Source organism: Oceanotoga teriensis, assembly GCF_003148465.1.
Lineage (GTDB): Bacteria > Thermotogota > Thermotogae > Petrotogales > Petrotogaceae > Oceanotoga > Oceanotoga teriensis.
Window position 1 is genome coordinate 143,690 of sequence record NZ_QGGI01000003.1, and the last position, 15,070, is coordinate 158,759.

General features: G+C 26.4%; 14 protein-coding genes, 1 tRNA gene and 1 other RNA gene. 15 read left to right on the plus strand and 1 reads right to left on the minus strand.

The genetic code is table 11. The features are described from left to right. Window positions 1-20 precede the first annotated feature (20 nt). The 5 genes from trhA (at window position 21) to C7380_RS03430 (ending at window position 4,660) form a co-directional block, all read left to right on the plus strand. Window positions 21-671, plus strand: coding sequence for a PAQR family membrane homeostasis protein TrhA (trhA, locus tag C7380_RS03410; protein WP_109604086.1), 651 nt, complete (start codon window positions 21-23; stop codon window positions 669-671). Between the two features lie 249 nt (window positions 672-920). After that, on the plus strand, window positions 921-1,568 hold the full coding sequence (locus C7380_RS03415; RefSeq protein WP_109604087.1) for an ECF-type riboflavin transporter substrate-binding protein: 648 nt from the start codon (window positions 921-923) through the stop codon (window positions 1,566-1,568). A 21-nt stretch (window positions 1,569-1,589) separates the two neighbouring features. Next, the gene (locus C7380_RS03420; protein ID WP_109604125.1) at window positions 1,590-3,284 is read left to right on the plus strand and encodes an ABC transporter ATP-binding protein; all 1,695 of its coding nucleotides are present in this window, start codon (window positions 1,590-1,592) and stop codon (window positions 3,282-3,284) included. Then, complete coding sequence (locus C7380_RS03425; protein WP_109604088.1) at window positions 3,277-4,104, plus strand: energy-coupling factor transporter transmembrane component T family protein; 828 nt, start codon at window positions 3,277-3,279, stop codon at window positions 4,102-4,104. The genes C7380_RS03420 and C7380_RS03425 overlap by 8 nt, the downstream gene beginning before the upstream one ends. 127 nt (window positions 4,105-4,231) lie before the next feature. Beyond that, complete coding sequence (locus tag C7380_RS03430) at window positions 4,232-4,660, plus strand: hypothetical protein (protein WP_109604089.1); 429 nt, start codon at window positions 4,232-4,234, stop codon at window positions 4,658-4,660. Between the two features lie 62 nt (window positions 4,661-4,722). Here the strand turns inward: C7380_RS03430 and C7380_RS03435 are convergent. Then, a tRNA-Glu gene (locus tag C7380_RS03435) sits at window positions 4,723-4,797 on the minus strand. Between the two features lie 318 nt (window positions 4,798-5,115). Here C7380_RS03435 and C7380_RS03440 point away from each other — a divergent pair. From C7380_RS03440 to C7380_RS03485, 10 genes are all read left to right on the plus strand, one after another. Beyond that, window positions 5,116-6,069 carry an asparagine synthetase A gene (locus C7380_RS03440; protein WP_109604090.1) on the plus strand — a complete coding sequence of 318 codons (954 nt, stop codon included), beginning with the start codon at window positions 5,116-5,118 and terminating at the stop codon, window positions 6,067-6,069. 13 nt (window positions 6,070-6,082) lie between these two features. After that, window positions 6,083-7,408: a type I glutamate--ammonia ligase gene (gene glnA, locus C7380_RS03445; protein WP_109604091.1), complete on the plus strand. Its 1,326-nt coding sequence runs from the start codon at window positions 6,083-6,085 to the stop codon at window positions 7,406-7,408. A 356-nt stretch (window positions 7,409-7,764) separates the two neighbouring features. Beyond that, entirely contained in the window at window positions 7,765-9,231 is a 1,467-nt protein-coding gene (locus C7380_RS03450; RefSeq protein ID WP_109604092.1) for an IMP cyclohydrolase, read from the plus strand. A gap of 43 nt (window positions 9,232-9,274) precedes the next feature. Further along, window positions 9,275-9,374: signal recognition particle sRNA small type (gene ffs, locus C7380_RS03455), an RNA gene on the plus strand. A gap of 34 nt (window positions 9,375-9,408) precedes the next feature. Continuing rightward, the gene (locus C7380_RS03460; RefSeq protein WP_109604093.1) at window positions 9,409-10,068 is read left to right on the plus strand and encodes a hypothetical protein; all 660 of its coding nucleotides are present in this window, start codon (window positions 9,409-9,411) and stop codon (window positions 10,066-10,068) included. Between the two features lie 211 nt (window positions 10,069-10,279). Next, the gene (locus C7380_RS03465) at window positions 10,280-10,840 is read left to right on the plus strand and encodes a class I SAM-dependent methyltransferase (RefSeq protein WP_369426104.1); all 561 of its coding nucleotides are present in this window, start codon (window positions 10,280-10,282) and stop codon (window positions 10,838-10,840) included. A gap of 1 nt (window position 10,841) precedes the next feature. After that, window positions 10,842-11,594: an energy-coupling factor ABC transporter ATP-binding protein gene (locus C7380_RS03470; protein WP_109604094.1), complete on the plus strand. Its 753-nt coding sequence runs from the start codon at window positions 10,842-10,844 to the stop codon at window positions 11,592-11,594. After that, window positions 11,585-12,391 (plus strand): ATP-binding cassette domain-containing protein, encoded by an 807-nt coding sequence (locus C7380_RS03475; protein WP_109604095.1) that lies wholly within the window; start codon window positions 11,585-11,587, stop codon window positions 12,389-12,391. The genes C7380_RS03470 and C7380_RS03475 overlap by 10 nt, the downstream gene beginning before the upstream one ends. Window positions 12,392-12,566: 175 nt before the next feature. Beyond that, entirely contained in the window at window positions 12,567-13,700 is a 1,134-nt protein-coding gene (locus tag C7380_RS03480) for a CD0519/CD1768 family membrane protein (RefSeq protein ID WP_109604127.1), read from the plus strand. Window positions 13,701-13,810: 110 nt separating this feature from the next. Further along, window positions 13,811-15,019 (plus strand): DUF2715 domain-containing protein, encoded by a 1,209-nt coding sequence (locus tag C7380_RS03485; protein ID WP_109604096.1) that lies wholly within the window; start codon window positions 13,811-13,813, stop codon window positions 15,017-15,019. The last annotated feature ends 51 nt before the right edge of the window (window positions 15,020-15,070 follow it).

The following is a 15,070-nucleotide window of genomic DNA, read 5'->3' on the forward strand; positions in this document are numbered from 1 at the left end:
TTTATAATTGGGAGGCAAATATGTTTGATTTTGATAATTATGAAAAATTTACCAAAGGCGAAGAAATAGCAAATTCAATAATTCATGGAATTGGAATTTTATTTTCATTGGCAGCTTTAGTTTTAATGATTGTTTTTTCATCCATTAAAGGAGATCCTTGGAAAATTGTTAGTACAACTATTTTTGGGTCTACATTACTAATTATGTATACTTCTTCTACTTTATATCATGCTCTCACTAATAGAAAAGCAAAACATATTTTTGAAATTTTTGATCATATATCAATATATTTATTAATTGCAGGAACTTATACACCTTATACATTAGTTACATTAAGAGGACCTTTAGGTTGGACAATATTTGGGATAGTATGGGGTATGGCAGTATTAGGAATACTTTTTAAAATCTTTTTTTTAAAAAAACATGTAATGCTTAGTACATTCATTTATATATTAATGGGCTGGATCATAATTATAGGAATAAAACAAATCTTTTTAAACTTACCATTTTGGGGTTTTATTTGGTTAGTAATTGGAGGAATATTGTATACTATCGGAACTATATTCTATATTTGGAGAAAATTTAAATATCATCATGCAGTATGGCATATTTTTGTATTATTTGGAAGTTTTTCACATTTTATATCTATATTTTTTTATATTATTTTTTAATATTTAAGATTATATCGAATATATTATATATTATTATATCTTGAATTAATATTTCAAATGATGTATAATATCTTTTGTTAAAAAGATATTATATAAAAAATAAACTGATGAGCAAAATACACCAGAATACTGATAAATCTATCAGTATTGACTGGTGTACTTTATTTTTTTTGAGAGATATAATATTAACTTTTTAGGCAAAATATTAAAACATCTTGGTGGATGTAAAAAACATTAGGAGGGATTTTTATGGGATTTTTTAAATCATTAGCTACTATGCAGGGATTAATATCTTTGATAATAGTTGTTTTGATTTGTTTGGGAGTTTATATTTTTGCAAAAAGTAAAGGAAAAAAAGCTTCTATAAGTACAAAAGATGTTGTTGCTATTGGGATAGGAGCGGCTTTATTTGCAGCTGTGTCTTTTTTATCAATACCAATAGGACCTAATACATCTTTTAGAATTGCTATAGCATTATTAGTTATATTTGGTGCAATATATGGACCAATAGTTGGTTTTCTTGTAGGATTTATAGGTCATGCTTTAAATGATGCACTTATGTATGGTTCGGTTTGGTGGAGTTGGGTTTTTATGTCAGCAATGATAGGATTATTTGCAGGATTTATATTCTTAAATAAATCTTTTAGTGTTAAAACAGGCCAAATTAATAAATCACATATAATTAAAATGTATTTATATTCAATTTTTGGAATATTAGCTGGAAGTGTAGTTTCTTATTTGGGAGATGTTTTCTTGTATGGTGAACCAGCTGATAAAGTATGGCTTCAAATAATTTTAGCAAATATTTCTAACTTTGTTGTTATCGCAGTGGTTGGAATTCCTGCTATAATTGCTTTGGCAAAAAGAAATTCAAAAGGAAGTTTGGAAAAAGAATAATCGGAGGTTTTTTAATTGGAAATTATAAAATTTGAAAATTTTTATTTCCAGTATCTGGGAGTTAAAGAAAATACTTTAAAAAATATAAATTTAATTATAGAAAAAGGTGAAAAAGTTTTAATTGCCGGACCTAGCGGATCCGGCAAATCCACTTTAGCACATTGTATAAATGGCTTAATTCCTTTTTCTTATAAAGGAAATATCAAAGGTAATTTAAAGATAAAAGATATAATTCCTCATAAAGAAAGTATATTCAAAATAAGTGAATATGTTGGAACCATATTACAAGATCAAGATGCACAATTTGTTGGTTTAAGTGTTGGAGAAGATGTAGCTTTTACTTATGAAAACAATAAAGTTGAACAAAATGAAATGCTTGAATCTGTTAAAAAAGCTCTTTTATCTGTAGATATGATAAATTTTATAAATGAAACTCCTCATAATTTAAGCGGAGGTCAAAAACAAAGAGTATCAATGGCAGGAATACTTGCATCTGATTCAGAGATTTTATTATTTGATGAACCTCTTGCAAATTTAGATCCAGCCAGTGGCAAAAGAGCCATGGAAATAATAAATGAAATACATGAAAAAACTTCAAAAACTATAATTATAATAGAACATAGAATAGAAGATGTTTTGGAATATAATATTGATAGAATGATTGTTATGAATAATGGTGAGATAGTTGCAAATGATACACCAGATAATCTATTATCTGGAGATTTTATTATATCTAATGGTTTAAGAGAACCATTGTATGTTGAAGCTATAAAAAAATTAGGAATAAATATAAAAAAAGAAGATCAAATAAGTGATATCAAAAATACTATTAAGTATAAAGAAATTTTAAATAATATTAAATATAATGAAAAAAATATTGATAATATAAATGAATCAGAAACTTTAATAAAATTTAAAAATGTATATTTTAAATATTTTGATGATTCTCCTTATACAATAAAAAATATAAATTTTGAATTAAAAAAAGGTGAAATACTATCTGTTTTGGGCAATAATGGATCTGGAAAATCTACAATGATGAAAGTTTTAACAGGAATATTAAAACATCAAAAAGGAGATATATATTATAAAGAAGAAAATATAAATAAATGGACTATTAGAGAAAGAGCAATGAAAATAGGATATGTTATGCAAAATCCAAATCATATGATAACTCAAACTCAAATATTCGATGAAATAGCATTCGGTCTTAGAAATTTTAAAGAAAATGAAAAAAATATAAAAGAAAAGGTATATGATATTTTAAAAGTATGTGGTTTACATGAATATAGAAATTGGCCTGTATCTGCTTTAAGTTATGGACAGAAGAAAAGATTAACGATAGCTTCTATATTAGTTATGAATCCTGAAATTATTATATTAGATGAACCAACCGCTGGTCAAGATTATAAAAATTATCGTGATTTTATGAGTTTTATTAATGAATTGAAAATGTCAGAAAAAAGCATAATAATAATAACACATGATATGCACCTCGCCCTTGAATATTCTGATAGATCTCTTGTTTTATGTGAAGGTGAAATTTTAAAAGAAGATACGGTATATAATATATTATCAAATGAAGAAATAATTGAAAAATCAAATTTAAAAGAAACATCTTTAACTAAACTTGCAAAAATATGTGGTATAAAAAATTCGAAAAACTTTATAAATTCTTTTATATCAAGAGATTTAAGTGGTGATTTAAATGAATAGAACCGGATCTTTATATATAGAAAAAACTTCTTTTATACATAATTTAAATGGTGCTGTAAAACTTTTGCTCTTAATATGTTGGACTGTTTTTATATTTTTATTTATGGACTTAAGAGTCTTTTTGAGTATGATAATTATAGGGTTTATATTATTAAAAATGGCACAAATACCTTTTAAAAAGATAAAAACTTTAATTTGGTTTGTTGTTATTTTTACTATATTTAATTCTATATTTCTCTTACTTATAACTCCAGAGTACGGGTCTGAACTTGCTGGTACTTATAGTACTTTTTTTGAAATTGGAAATTTAAATATAACTTATGAAACTCTATTTTTTTCTTTAACTTTATCTTTAAAATATTTGTCTATATTACCAATTACATTACTTTTTCTTTTTACAACTCATCCAAGCGAATTTGCAAGTAGCTTAAATAAAATAGGAATACCATATAAAGTAGCTTATGCAGTTAATATAGCTTTAAGATATATACCGGATGTAACAGATGAAATGAAAAATATAATAAATGCTCAAGAAGCAAGAGGTGTTTGTTTTAATAAAAAAGATGCGGGGATATTCAAAAGATTAAAAAATTATGTCACTATTTTAATACCTCTTTTAATATCTTCATTAAACAGAGTTGAAATTGTTTCGAATGCTATGGATTTAAGGGGGTTTGGAAGATATAAAAAAAGAACTTGGTATCATCAAAAAACTTTTTCGATCATAGACTTTTTATTTTTAATGATATCTTTTGGCATGATAATAGTTGGAATATACTTGAAAAATACATTATTAAAAAATTTTTGGTATCCTTTTTGATTTTAAGGTTATTTTAAATTAAATTTTATTAAAATCTAAGCTTTATTTTAGAATAATTTAAGCCTTCGTAAATAAAATATAATTATGTTTTTAACTTATATTTTATTATTTTATGGAGGTGTTTACTATGAAAAAAACAGTTACAACTTTTTTATGCCTTATGTCTTTAGGAATGTTGATTTTTGCAGGTACTTTTAGTACTAAAAATGATCCATTAGAAGAATCACCAAAAGATTTTGAGTTTGATTATCAAATGAACTCAGAATTGCAAGCAACAAAAAATGAGAATGGAGAGTTTGAATTTGAAGGGAAAATCTTGAGTATTTCTGAAAAACCAAATGAATTGGGTTATTATGAATTAGTTTTAGAATATATAGTATCGACTAATGAAGAAAATAACCCTACAGAAAAAATAGCTGTAGTTTTGAATGATTTTGGGAATAATATAAAAGATTTAGTTTCAGAACAGAGAATACATGTGATTGCTTATGAAAAAGAGCAAGATGAGAAAAAAATTTTAATTTTAAAAGAAATAAGTATAATTGAAGAAGAATAAATAAAAAAATGGAGCGGGTAATAATATACTCGCTCCAAACAAACACTTATTTGTATGTTTTATGGCAGCCCCACGGGGAATCGAACCCCGACTCTCGGACTGAGAATCCGATGGACTGGCCGTTATCCTATGGGGCCATAACAAGAGATATTATACCATTCTTTTTTAGTTTTGTAAATACTTTTTTTGAAAACTTTATGCAAAAATAATATTTGACATATAAATTTTATTTTGATATAATGGTTTTAATTCAAAAAAGTCAATTATTCTTAATTAAAGGTGATTAATATGAAAAAACTTTCAATTTCAATAAATAACTTTTTAATTCAACAATTAAATAATAATAATAATAATAATATGAACAGCGTCGGGATTTTACGCTGATTTTTTGCGTATAAAAATTAACCGACGCTTATTAGCGTCGGTTTTTTTTTATTAAATTAGGAGGGAAAATTATGAAAAGATTAGAAGAGAGAGTTGTAGATACTATTGATTTGGTTGATACTTATATCAGTGATGAATTTTATTCTGATTTATTAACTATTCAATCTGTAATATTGAGGAAAACAAGAGATGTAATGTATTCTAAAGGATTTACAGAAATTCTTCCTGTAATAATATCCCCAATAACAGATCCATTAAATCATGAAATTTTTGATGCGAGTATAGAATATTATGATCAAAAATATTCTATAACGAAATCTATGATTCTTCATAAGCAAGTTAGTACACTTGTACATAAAAAGATATTCTGTATGTCTCCAAATATAAGACTTGAAATTGAAGATAAATATGAAAGTGGAAGGCATCTTTATGAATTTGTACAACTTGATATGGAAGTTAGAGAAGCTAAGAGAGAAGATATTATGGATATAATGGAGGATTTGATAATTGAAACAATAGATTATATAAAATGTAACTATTCAAATCTTATCAAGAAGTATAATGAAACTTTAGAAGTACCAAAAAAGAATTTTAAAAAAATAAAAGTAAAAGAAGCTTTAAAAAAATATGGTAAAGATTATGAAAAAATTCTTTCAGAAAAAGAAGGAGCTCCTTTTTGGCTTATAGATTTACCTTTATTAGATAGAGAATTTTATGATAAACAAAACAAAAAAGATCCAGAATATCTTTTAGATTTTGATTTAATATATCCAAAAGGATTTGGTGAAGCAATCTCTGGAGGAGAGAGAGAACATGAATATAAACAAATATTAAGTAGAATGAGATTAAAAGGTAATTCAGAAAAAAGTTTTGAAGAATATTTAAAAATCGCAAAAAAAGGACTTCTAAAAGAATCTGCTGGATGTGGTCTTGGCATAGAGAGATTTACAAGGTATATTTTAGGACTAAAACATGTTGAAAAAGCAAGAATGTTTGCCAAGGCACCGGGGAAAATATCTATATAAAGGATGGTGAAGCATGGAGAAAGAACAACTTTTAGAATATGTTAAAAGTCAAGGTATAAAATTTATAAGACTTCAGGTTACAGATATTAATGGAATGCTAAAAAACGTTGAAGTTCCTTCTTCAAGACTTGAACAAGTTATAAAAGATGGAACTATGTTTGATGGTTCTTCTATAGAGGGATTAGCAAGGATAGATGAATCTGATATGATATTAAAACCTGATTTAAATACTTTTACTATTTTACCTTGGACAGTTGAAAGGGGAAAAGTTGGAAGACTTATATGTGATGTTTATACTACTACTGGTAAACCTTTTGAAGGGGATTCAAGATATATATTGAAAAAAGTTGTCAAAAAACTTGAAGAAAAAGGTTATACAGGATATTGTGGGCCTGAACCCGAATTTTTTCTTTTACCAAAAGACGAAAAAAACAAGCAAATTAAACTTGAATTTTTGGATGAAGGAGGATATTTTGATCTTTTACCAGTAGATCTTGGTGAAGAAACAAGAAAATCAATAGTGAATGCTTTACAAGTTATGGGATTAAAAGTAGAAGCTTCTCATCATGAAGTAGCACCATCACAACATGAGATTGATTTTCAATATGATGATCTTATAAGTACAGCAGATAACATACAAACTTTTAAACTTGTTGTTAAAACGATGGCTCTTATAAGAGGGTTACACGCTACATTTATGCCTAAACCATTTCCTATGGTGAATGGTTCTGGAATGCATGCAAATACAAGTTTATTTAAAGAAGATAAAAATATTTTCTTCAATAAAGATGGAGATTATCAACTTTCACAGGAATTGAGGTATTTTGTTGGAGGTGTAATAAAACATATACCAGCTATTACCGCAATTGCAAATCCTACTATAAATTCTTATAAGAGATTAATACCAGGATATGAAGCACCTGTTAATGTAGCATGGTCTGTTTCGAATAGAAGTGCTTTAATAAGAGTTCCCGCAGCAAGAGGTAAAGGAACAAGAGCAGAATTAAGAAGTCCAGATCCAACTTCTAACCCATATCTTTTACTTGCTGTAATATTTGGATGTGGATTAAAAGGAATAGAAGAAAAAATAACTCCTCCAGATCCTGTTATTGAAGATATATACTCAATGGATAATAACAGAAAGATAGACCTGGGAATCGGCAAATTGCCAGGTTCTTTGAAGGAGTCATTAAATGAATTAAAAAGAGATAATTTTGTAAGAGAAATTATTGGTGAACATATATATAAGACTTTCATAAGTATTAAAGAAAAAGAAATCGAGTGTTTTAAAGTTCATGTTACCGATTGGGAAATAGACCAGTATTTGAAATTATATTAAAAATAAAGACATTTTGCAAATGCAAAATGTCTTTATTTTTTTAACTTATTTAAAGGGGAAGAGGTTTCTTTTGGTTCTTCTGCTATCAATTCTGGATTAAATAGTATATATATAAAAAAATCAAAATTCTTAATTATTTTTTTCATATTATTACCTCCTTTTAATGTTCATTTATATTTTAACAATTTTAATGTATTTTAGAAATTTAAAGTTATTACATTTAGAAATTAAAACTTACATGTATGTAAGTTAAGGTAATTTATTATGTATTAATTCTAACAATATTTTTCTGTAATGAATATTAACAAATAGAGTGGTAAAATAATATTATAAGAATTATATTTGGGAGGATTTTTATGAATATAAAAAGAGCTATAATTTCAGTATATGATAAAACTGGATTAGAAAAACTTGCAAAATTTCTTAAAGCAAACGATGTTGAAATAATATCTACTGGTGGAACTGCTGAATATTTAAATAGTATAGGAATTTCTGTGACTAAAATGTCTGAATATACTGACTTTCCAGAAATATTGGGAGGCAGAGTTAAAAGTTTACATCCTAAATTATTTGGAGGAATTCTTGGAGAAGTTGGAAATAAAGAACATGAAGAACAATGTGATAATTTAGGTATAAAAAGAGTAGACCTTGTTGTAGTTAATTTATATCCATTTGATGAAATCGCTAAAAATACAACTATAGAAAAAGAACTTTTAAATTATATTGATATAGGTGGACTTGCAATGATAAGAGCTGCAGCAAAAAATTATAGAGATGTTGTACCTCTTGTTGATCCAGAAGATTATGAAGATATAATAGAATCTATTGAAGAATGTGGAGATGTACCTTTACATAATAGAAGAAAATTATCTTTAAAAGCATTTTATACCACATCTAAATATGACTCAAATATTCATAAAGTGTTTAGTGAACTTTTTGCTTCTGAAAAATTTGATCATGAATTTTTTGAAATAGGTGGAATGTTGAGATATGGTTCTAATCCACTTCAAGAAGCTACACTCATGAAATTTTCAGGTGGAGAAAGTATTTTTGATCATATGGAAAATATGACAAAATTTAAATCTCCAACCCTTAGGATAATAAAAGATATAAAAAAATTATTCAAATTAGTTAGCAAAACGAATAGAGAAATAATAGCTTTTTCAAAGAAAGGAATTATTGTATTTGCTTATATAGATCCATCAGAAAAAGACTTGGAAGAATTTTTTAAACATATAAATAAATTGAGGGGTGGAGTATTATATACCGATAGTTTAGATATAATAAAAAAATTAAAAAACAATATGATAGATTGTATTTTAACTACGGCAGATATAAATCAAGAAGATCTTTTATCATACAAATCTATGGTATTCAAAATGGATAGATTTGATATGTCCTTTGATCAAGAATATATTATAGACGAAGATATAGTTATAAAACAAGAATATAAAAATTTAATAATTGATTCAGACGATTATTCGAAATTAGCTTTTGAAATTGCTAAAATGCATAAATCAGATTCAATCGTATATTTAAAAGGAAATAGAATTTATTCTGGAAATCAAAGTTCATTAAATAGAATGATAGCTTTAAACACCTTAGAATACGTGTTAAATGCTTTTGATGAAAATTTAAATACTGGAACTATGATTTTTGATTCACCAATTAATGATGAAAGAATAATAAAAAAATTAGAAGACTGGAATATTAATGAATTGATAGTTCCACCGCCATTACCTAAAGATAAACAATATTTAGAAACTTTAAAACAAAAAGGTTTTAAGATAATTGTAACGCCTAATAGATATCATAAGTATTGATTTTTTTGATTTTTATGGTATAATTCTTTTTGGGACTACACGTGGCTGGGTCCTGCGCAACGAAAACTAGTGAAACTGGTCAGGCCCGGAAGGGAGCAGCCATAAGCTTTGTCTTTTGTGTGCCGCAGGGAAGCTCAGCCACCTTTTTTTATATATTTTATTATGAGGGGGAATAAAATGAAAAAGAACTTAATGGTTTTATTAATTCTTACTATGACTATTTTATCTTTTTCTAAAGTTTTTGGAGTTATAAATACTCCATTTTCTATAGGTGCGGGGTATGAAGATGAGAATAATTATTTGAAATTAACAAATAAAGATTTTTCTTTTTCATATAAATATACTTTTTTTGATCAAATAAGACCTTTTTTAAGTTTGAATTTCGATTTTAATAATCCAGTTTTTAATAATAATTTAAACGCTGGTGTAGATCTTATATATGAAGATTTTGATTTTGGAATAGGCTTATGGAATTCTTTTACAGAAGATGCCTCTGAAACTGGAAATAATAAATCAGGTTTTGCAGGTGCAAATGTCTTTTTTAATGGAGGCTTGGGAAACATAATATTTGGAGCTAATCTTACATATAGACTTATAGATATAATAAGAACTGATGAAGGACTTAATTATAATTTTCAAGCTTTTCCGGAAGATCTTGCACAATTAAGAGGCTTTAGTGGTTATATTGGATATGAAATATTTGAAACAAAAGAAGCGATGATGAGATTTTATGTCAATTTTGCTGGAAAATATTCTATAGTTCCTGGTGGATTTGTTTTTTATAAATTTGATCAAGATTATAGTTTTAATTTAGAATTGTATTTAAATGCTTTTTGATGGAGGTATTTCAATGAATCAAAGGAACAAAAAAAACAAAAAAGATAAAAAAGAAAATGTTAAAATATTAGGTCCAGAAGATTTAATGCATTTAGATGTAGCAAGTGTTGTTGATATAGTTAATCAAAAAATAAAAGGAAACAAAAAAGAAGTAAAAAAAATAAAACCAGAAGGATTTGAACATTATTATACAGAGAATCCAACATCTGAAATGAGATCTAAAAAATTAAAATTAAAATTAAAAAATGATCATGAATATATATTTAAATCTGTAACTGGAGTTTATGGAAAGAAAAAAATAGACAAAGCTACAAGACTTTTAATAGAAAATGCAGAAATTTATGGAGAAAATATTTTAGACATAGGATGCGGATATGGTCCTATTGGTATAACTTTAAAAAAAGAGAATCCAAATTTAAAAATGTATATGAGTGATATAAATAATAGAGCATGTGATTATGCCGGTGTAAATGCTAAAGATAACAATGCTGATATTGAAATAAGACAAGGTTATCTTTATGAACCATGGGAAGATATGATGTTTGATACAATAATTTCAAATCCTCCAATAGTAGCAGGTAAAAAAGTTTGGCAATCTTTGATAGAAGGTTCTTATAAACATTTAAATAAAGATGGAGTATTACTTTTAGTAGCTTATCACAATAAAGGTGGTAAAAGAATACAAGAATATATGGAAAATATATTTAAAAATGTAGACACTTTACAAAAAAGTGGTGGAATAAGAGTATATAAATCTATAAAGGAAGAATAAAATGTTTTTTGAATGTAAAAATATAGAATTTGATTATAATGAAAATAAAATATTGAAAAATATCTCCCTAGAATTTAAAAAGGGAGAATTTGTTGGTTTAGTTGGAGATAATGGTTCTGGAAAATCAACATTAATGAAAATTTTAAGCGGTATATATGAACCTAAAAATGGGAAAATAATATATGAAAATGAAGAATTGAATATAAAAAATAGAACAAAAATTGGTTATGTTTTTCAAAATCCAGAAAATCAAATAGTTGGAGTTACTGTTGATGAGGATATAGCTTTTGGACTTGAAAATACAGGTGTTCCAAGAGAAGAAATGATAAAAAAAATAAAATGGGCACTCGATGTAGTTGGATTAAATGAAAAAGAAAAAGCTGATCCAAACACTTTATCTGGGGGTCAAAAACAAAGACTCGCAATTGCTTCAATAGTTGCAATGGATCCTTCCATAATATTTATGGATGAACCTACAACTATGTTAGATCCAAAGGGAAGACTTGAAGTTTATAAAGTAATAAAAAAACTTGTGAATATGGGAAAAACTATAATTATTGCATCGCATCATGCACCAGATTTAAATGAAGTTGATAGAATTATAGGACTTAAAAATGGTAAAGTTATTTATGATGGAAATAGAGATAAATTTTATATGAATACAAAAATGGCTATAGAAATACCTTTTGATATAAAATTAAAAAAATTTTTAAATAAATCTTATGATGAGTTGGTGGAAGAAATATGTCAATAAAAGTAAAAAATCTTACATATACATATTCTAAAAATACACCATTTGAAAAGATAGCTTTAAACAATATAAATTTAGAAATAAAATCTGGAGAATTATGGCTATTTGTTGGTCATACGGGGTCTGGTAAAAGTACATTAATAAATACGTTTAATGGCCTTTTAATTCCTCAACAAGGTGAAGTATATATAGATGAAGAGTCTACAAAATCTAAAGAAATAAAAATAAAGGATATAAGAAGAAAAGTAGGTATAATATTTCAATATCCAGAAACTCAGTTTTTTTTACCTACCATAAAAGAAGAAATATTATATGCACCCAAAAATTTTAATGTAAACATAGACAAAAAAGAAATATCATTTTATATGCAACTTTTATCTTTACCTTATGAATATCTTGAAAGATCTCCTTTTAACTTATCTGGTGGAGAAATGAGAAAAGTAGCTATAATTTCAGTATTATCTTATAAACCAGAGTATATAATTTTTGATGAACCAACTGTTGGTTTAGATTATTCTACCAGAGAATCTGTTTTTAATACAATAAAACAACTCAATAAAATGGGAAAGACAATAATATTATCTACACATTGGATAAGTGAATTTCTTGAATTAAAACCGAATGTATTAATGTTAAAAGATTCAAAAGAAGCTTTTATAGGAAGTTTCGATGAATTTATAACTCTGGATTATAATATTTTGGAAGATTCGGGAATAATACTTGATGAAAAGTTAGACTTATATAGAAAAACTATTATACATAAAAAAGAAAATATAAAAAATAAAATTTTAAATATATAAATAGGGCATTCGCCCTATTTTTAATTTAAATGACTTTTCTATGACTCTAAATGACTTAAATCGTCTAATATTAGATTTGAGTTTTTGATAAAAATTCTGTATTTTATTTTTGAATAATGAAAAAATTTTCATATGCAGGAGGATTAAATTGAAAACAAGATTACAATCAAAAAAGATGAAAAAAAGGAATTTAGGTCATGAAATCGAACCATATATTTTTATTGGAATACTATTATTAATATTTGTTCCCTTAGCGAATATTATGGGAACAGCAAATTTATTCAAAACTCTTATGAATACTGCACACAATCTTTTATTAAATACTGTATTTTTTATAATGGCTGTTGCGGTATTAACTGGAGCACTTGGTTCTCTTTTATCGGAATTTGGAGTTGTTAATCTTTTAAATAAATTATTAAAACCTTTGATGAAACCTTTATATGGATTACCTGGAGCAGCATCTTTGGGAATATTAACAACTTTTTTATCAGATAATCCTGCAATAATTTCTCTTGCTAAAGACAATGAATTTATAAAATATTTTCAAAAATGGCAAGTACCTTTATTATGTAATTTAGGAACATCTTTTGGAATGGGTTTAATTGTTTCAACTTATATGATGGCTCAGTCTGGAACTATGGGATTAAACCTAATAAAGCCAGTTTTAATAGGTCTTCTTGGAGCAGTTGTTGGTTCTATTATTAGTGTGAAAATCTTTTCTATATACACAAAAAGATTTTATGGCTCTGAAGAAGAAACTATTCAATCCAATATAAATTGGAGAAAAGTTAGACAAGGTACAGTTGGTTCAAGATTTTTAGATGCCCTTTTAGAAGGTGGAAAAAGTGGTGTAAATCTTGGTTTAGATATTATTCCAGGAGTATTAATAATTTCATCATTTGTTATGCTTATTACTTATGGACCAAAAGACCCAAATATAGGGTATCAAGGACTTGCTTTTGAAGGTGTCCCATTTTTACCTTGGTTGGCTTCAAAAGTTTCTGGAGGATTGGAATTTTTATTTGGATTTCAAAGCCCAAAATTAATAGCTTTTCCATTGACAGCACTTGGTTCTACTGGAGCGGCTTTGGCGTTAATACCATCTTTTATAAATGAGGGAATATTAACAGCAAATGATATCGCTGTTTTCACATCTATAGGTCTTACATGGAGTGGTTATTTATCAACTCATGTTGCCATGATGGATTCTCTTGCTGCAAGAAACCTTGCTTCAAAGGCAATCTTTGCCCATACTATAGCAGGAATAATTGCAGCATCTGTAAGTCATTTTTTGTATATTATTATTTAAACAGATATATTAAAAAATAGCCATTTTACACCTTAAAAAGACAAAATATCGCTATAAAGTTGAAAAAAATATATTTAAGATATATAATTAATTCAATTGGAGGTGTTAAAATGAAAAAAAATCTAATCATATTATTAATAACAATTATAGGAATATTTGCTTTTTCTCAAGATATGAGAAAAACATTATTAGTTTATACTAAAGGGTACTCAGAAGCGACTGGCTTACTTGAAAGTGAATTAAACAGGAGAATATCATATTTAGGAAAATACAAACTCGTTGATAAAGATGATCTTCTTTTTAGAGATATATTGGGAAATTTAAATTCTAATATAAATCAATCTAATTTAAAAGAATTAAATGTAGATGCTATTGTTTTTGTTGATGTTACTGATTCATACCAAAATTCTTATATTGATAAGAACAATTATTTATGGTGGGATTTCAAATTATATGTAAATTATAAATTGATAAATGTTCAAAATGGAGATGTTTTGGAAAGTAAAAGATTTACAGGGTCTGGAACTTCATATACAAAACTTGCATCTACTGGATTTTTCACCTCAAGTAATAGTTCTTATGTTATGAAACAAGCCAGAGATCAGGCGGTAGGAGAAGTGACGGGTAATATAGTTTCTAAATTGAATATGCTATTTAGAATTAAAGCGGATATGAATAGTAACATAGTAAATGATTTTGTTAAAATTAACAAAGGTAAGAATTATGGAGTTTATAATGGCATGATATTTCAATTTGTGAAAGAATTTGATGGAAAGATGATAACAGATGGAAAACTTGTAGTTAAACAAGTAAGAGAAAATGAATCTGTCCTTAGAATTCTTGAACATCCTAGAGCTTTTAATATAAATAATGCAGATTATGTAATAGAAGCACCATATGAATTAGCGATTAGAGCTTTATTCGATATAAGCTATTTAAATAAAGGACTTAAAGATCATGGTGTAAGTTTTGCATTTGCGATAGATAATTATGAAGGATTATATCTTGGAGGAAATTTTGAATATAATTATAATATAAATTATAATATGATTTCTATTGCTTTTAGATTGGGTTATATATTGGATATGAATGATTTTGCGATAACACCTAATATAGGACTTGGAGTAGTTTCTAAATTGTATTCAGAAGATTTTTCAGATGATTCTTTTGCTGTAACTCCTGGACTCAAATTAGATTATTTCTTTAATAAAAATATTGGACTAACAACGGAAATTGGGTATGATTTTAATTTTGGCTTTAATGGAAATCCTATAGATAATAAATTAAAACTTTCTGCTGGTTTAGAATTAAGATTTTAATTTGAATAAAAATAAAGGTTTGCAGTTGTTTTTAAACTGCAAACTCTTTTT

What these genes read in the sequence shown, in the direction of transcription:
- trhA (WP_109604086.1), top strand. Translation starts at nt 21, where the DNA reads ATGTTTGATTTTGATAATTATGAAAAATTTACCAAAGGCGAAGAAATA.
- C7380_RS03415 (WP_109604087.1), top strand. Translation starts at nt 921, where the DNA reads ATGGGATTTTTTAAATCATTAGCTACTATGCAGGGATTAATATCTTTG.
- C7380_RS03425 (WP_109604088.1), top strand. Translation starts at nt 3,277, where the DNA reads ATGAATAGAACCGGATCTTTATATATAGAAAAAACTTCTTTTATACAT.
- C7380_RS03430 (WP_109604089.1), top strand. Translation starts at nt 4,232, where the DNA reads ATGAAAAAAACAGTTACAACTTTTTTATGCCTTATGTCTTTAGGAATG.
- C7380_RS03440 (WP_109604090.1), top strand. Translation starts at nt 5,116, where the DNA reads ATGAAAAGATTAGAAGAGAGAGTTGTAGATACTATTGATTTGGTTGAT.
- glnA (WP_109604091.1), top strand. Translation starts at nt 6,083, where the DNA reads ATGGAGAAAGAACAACTTTTAGAATATGTTAAAAGTCAAGGTATAAAA.
- C7380_RS03450 (WP_109604092.1), top strand. Translation starts at nt 7,765, where the DNA reads ATGAATATAAAAAGAGCTATAATTTCAGTATATGATAAAACTGGATTA.
- C7380_RS03460 (WP_109604093.1), top strand. Translation starts at nt 9,409, where the DNA reads ATGAAAAAGAACTTAATGGTTTTATTAATTCTTACTATGACTATTTTA.
- C7380_RS03465 (WP_369426104.1), top strand. Translation starts at nt 10,280, where the DNA reads ATGAGATCTAAAAAATTAAAATTAAAATTAAAAAATGATCATGAATAT.
- C7380_RS03470 (WP_109604094.1), top strand. Translation starts at nt 10,842, where the DNA reads ATGTTTTTTGAATGTAAAAATATAGAATTTGATTATAATGAAAATAAA.
- C7380_RS03475 (WP_109604095.1), top strand. Translation starts at nt 11,585, where the DNA reads ATGTCAATAAAAGTAAAAAATCTTACATATACATATTCTAAAAATACA.
- C7380_RS03480 (WP_109604127.1), top strand. Translation starts at nt 12,567, where the DNA reads ATGAAAAAAAGGAATTTAGGTCATGAAATCGAACCATATATTTTTATT.
- C7380_RS03485 (WP_109604096.1), top strand. Translation starts at nt 13,811, where the DNA reads ATGAAAAAAAATCTAATCATATTATTAATAACAATTATAGGAATATTT.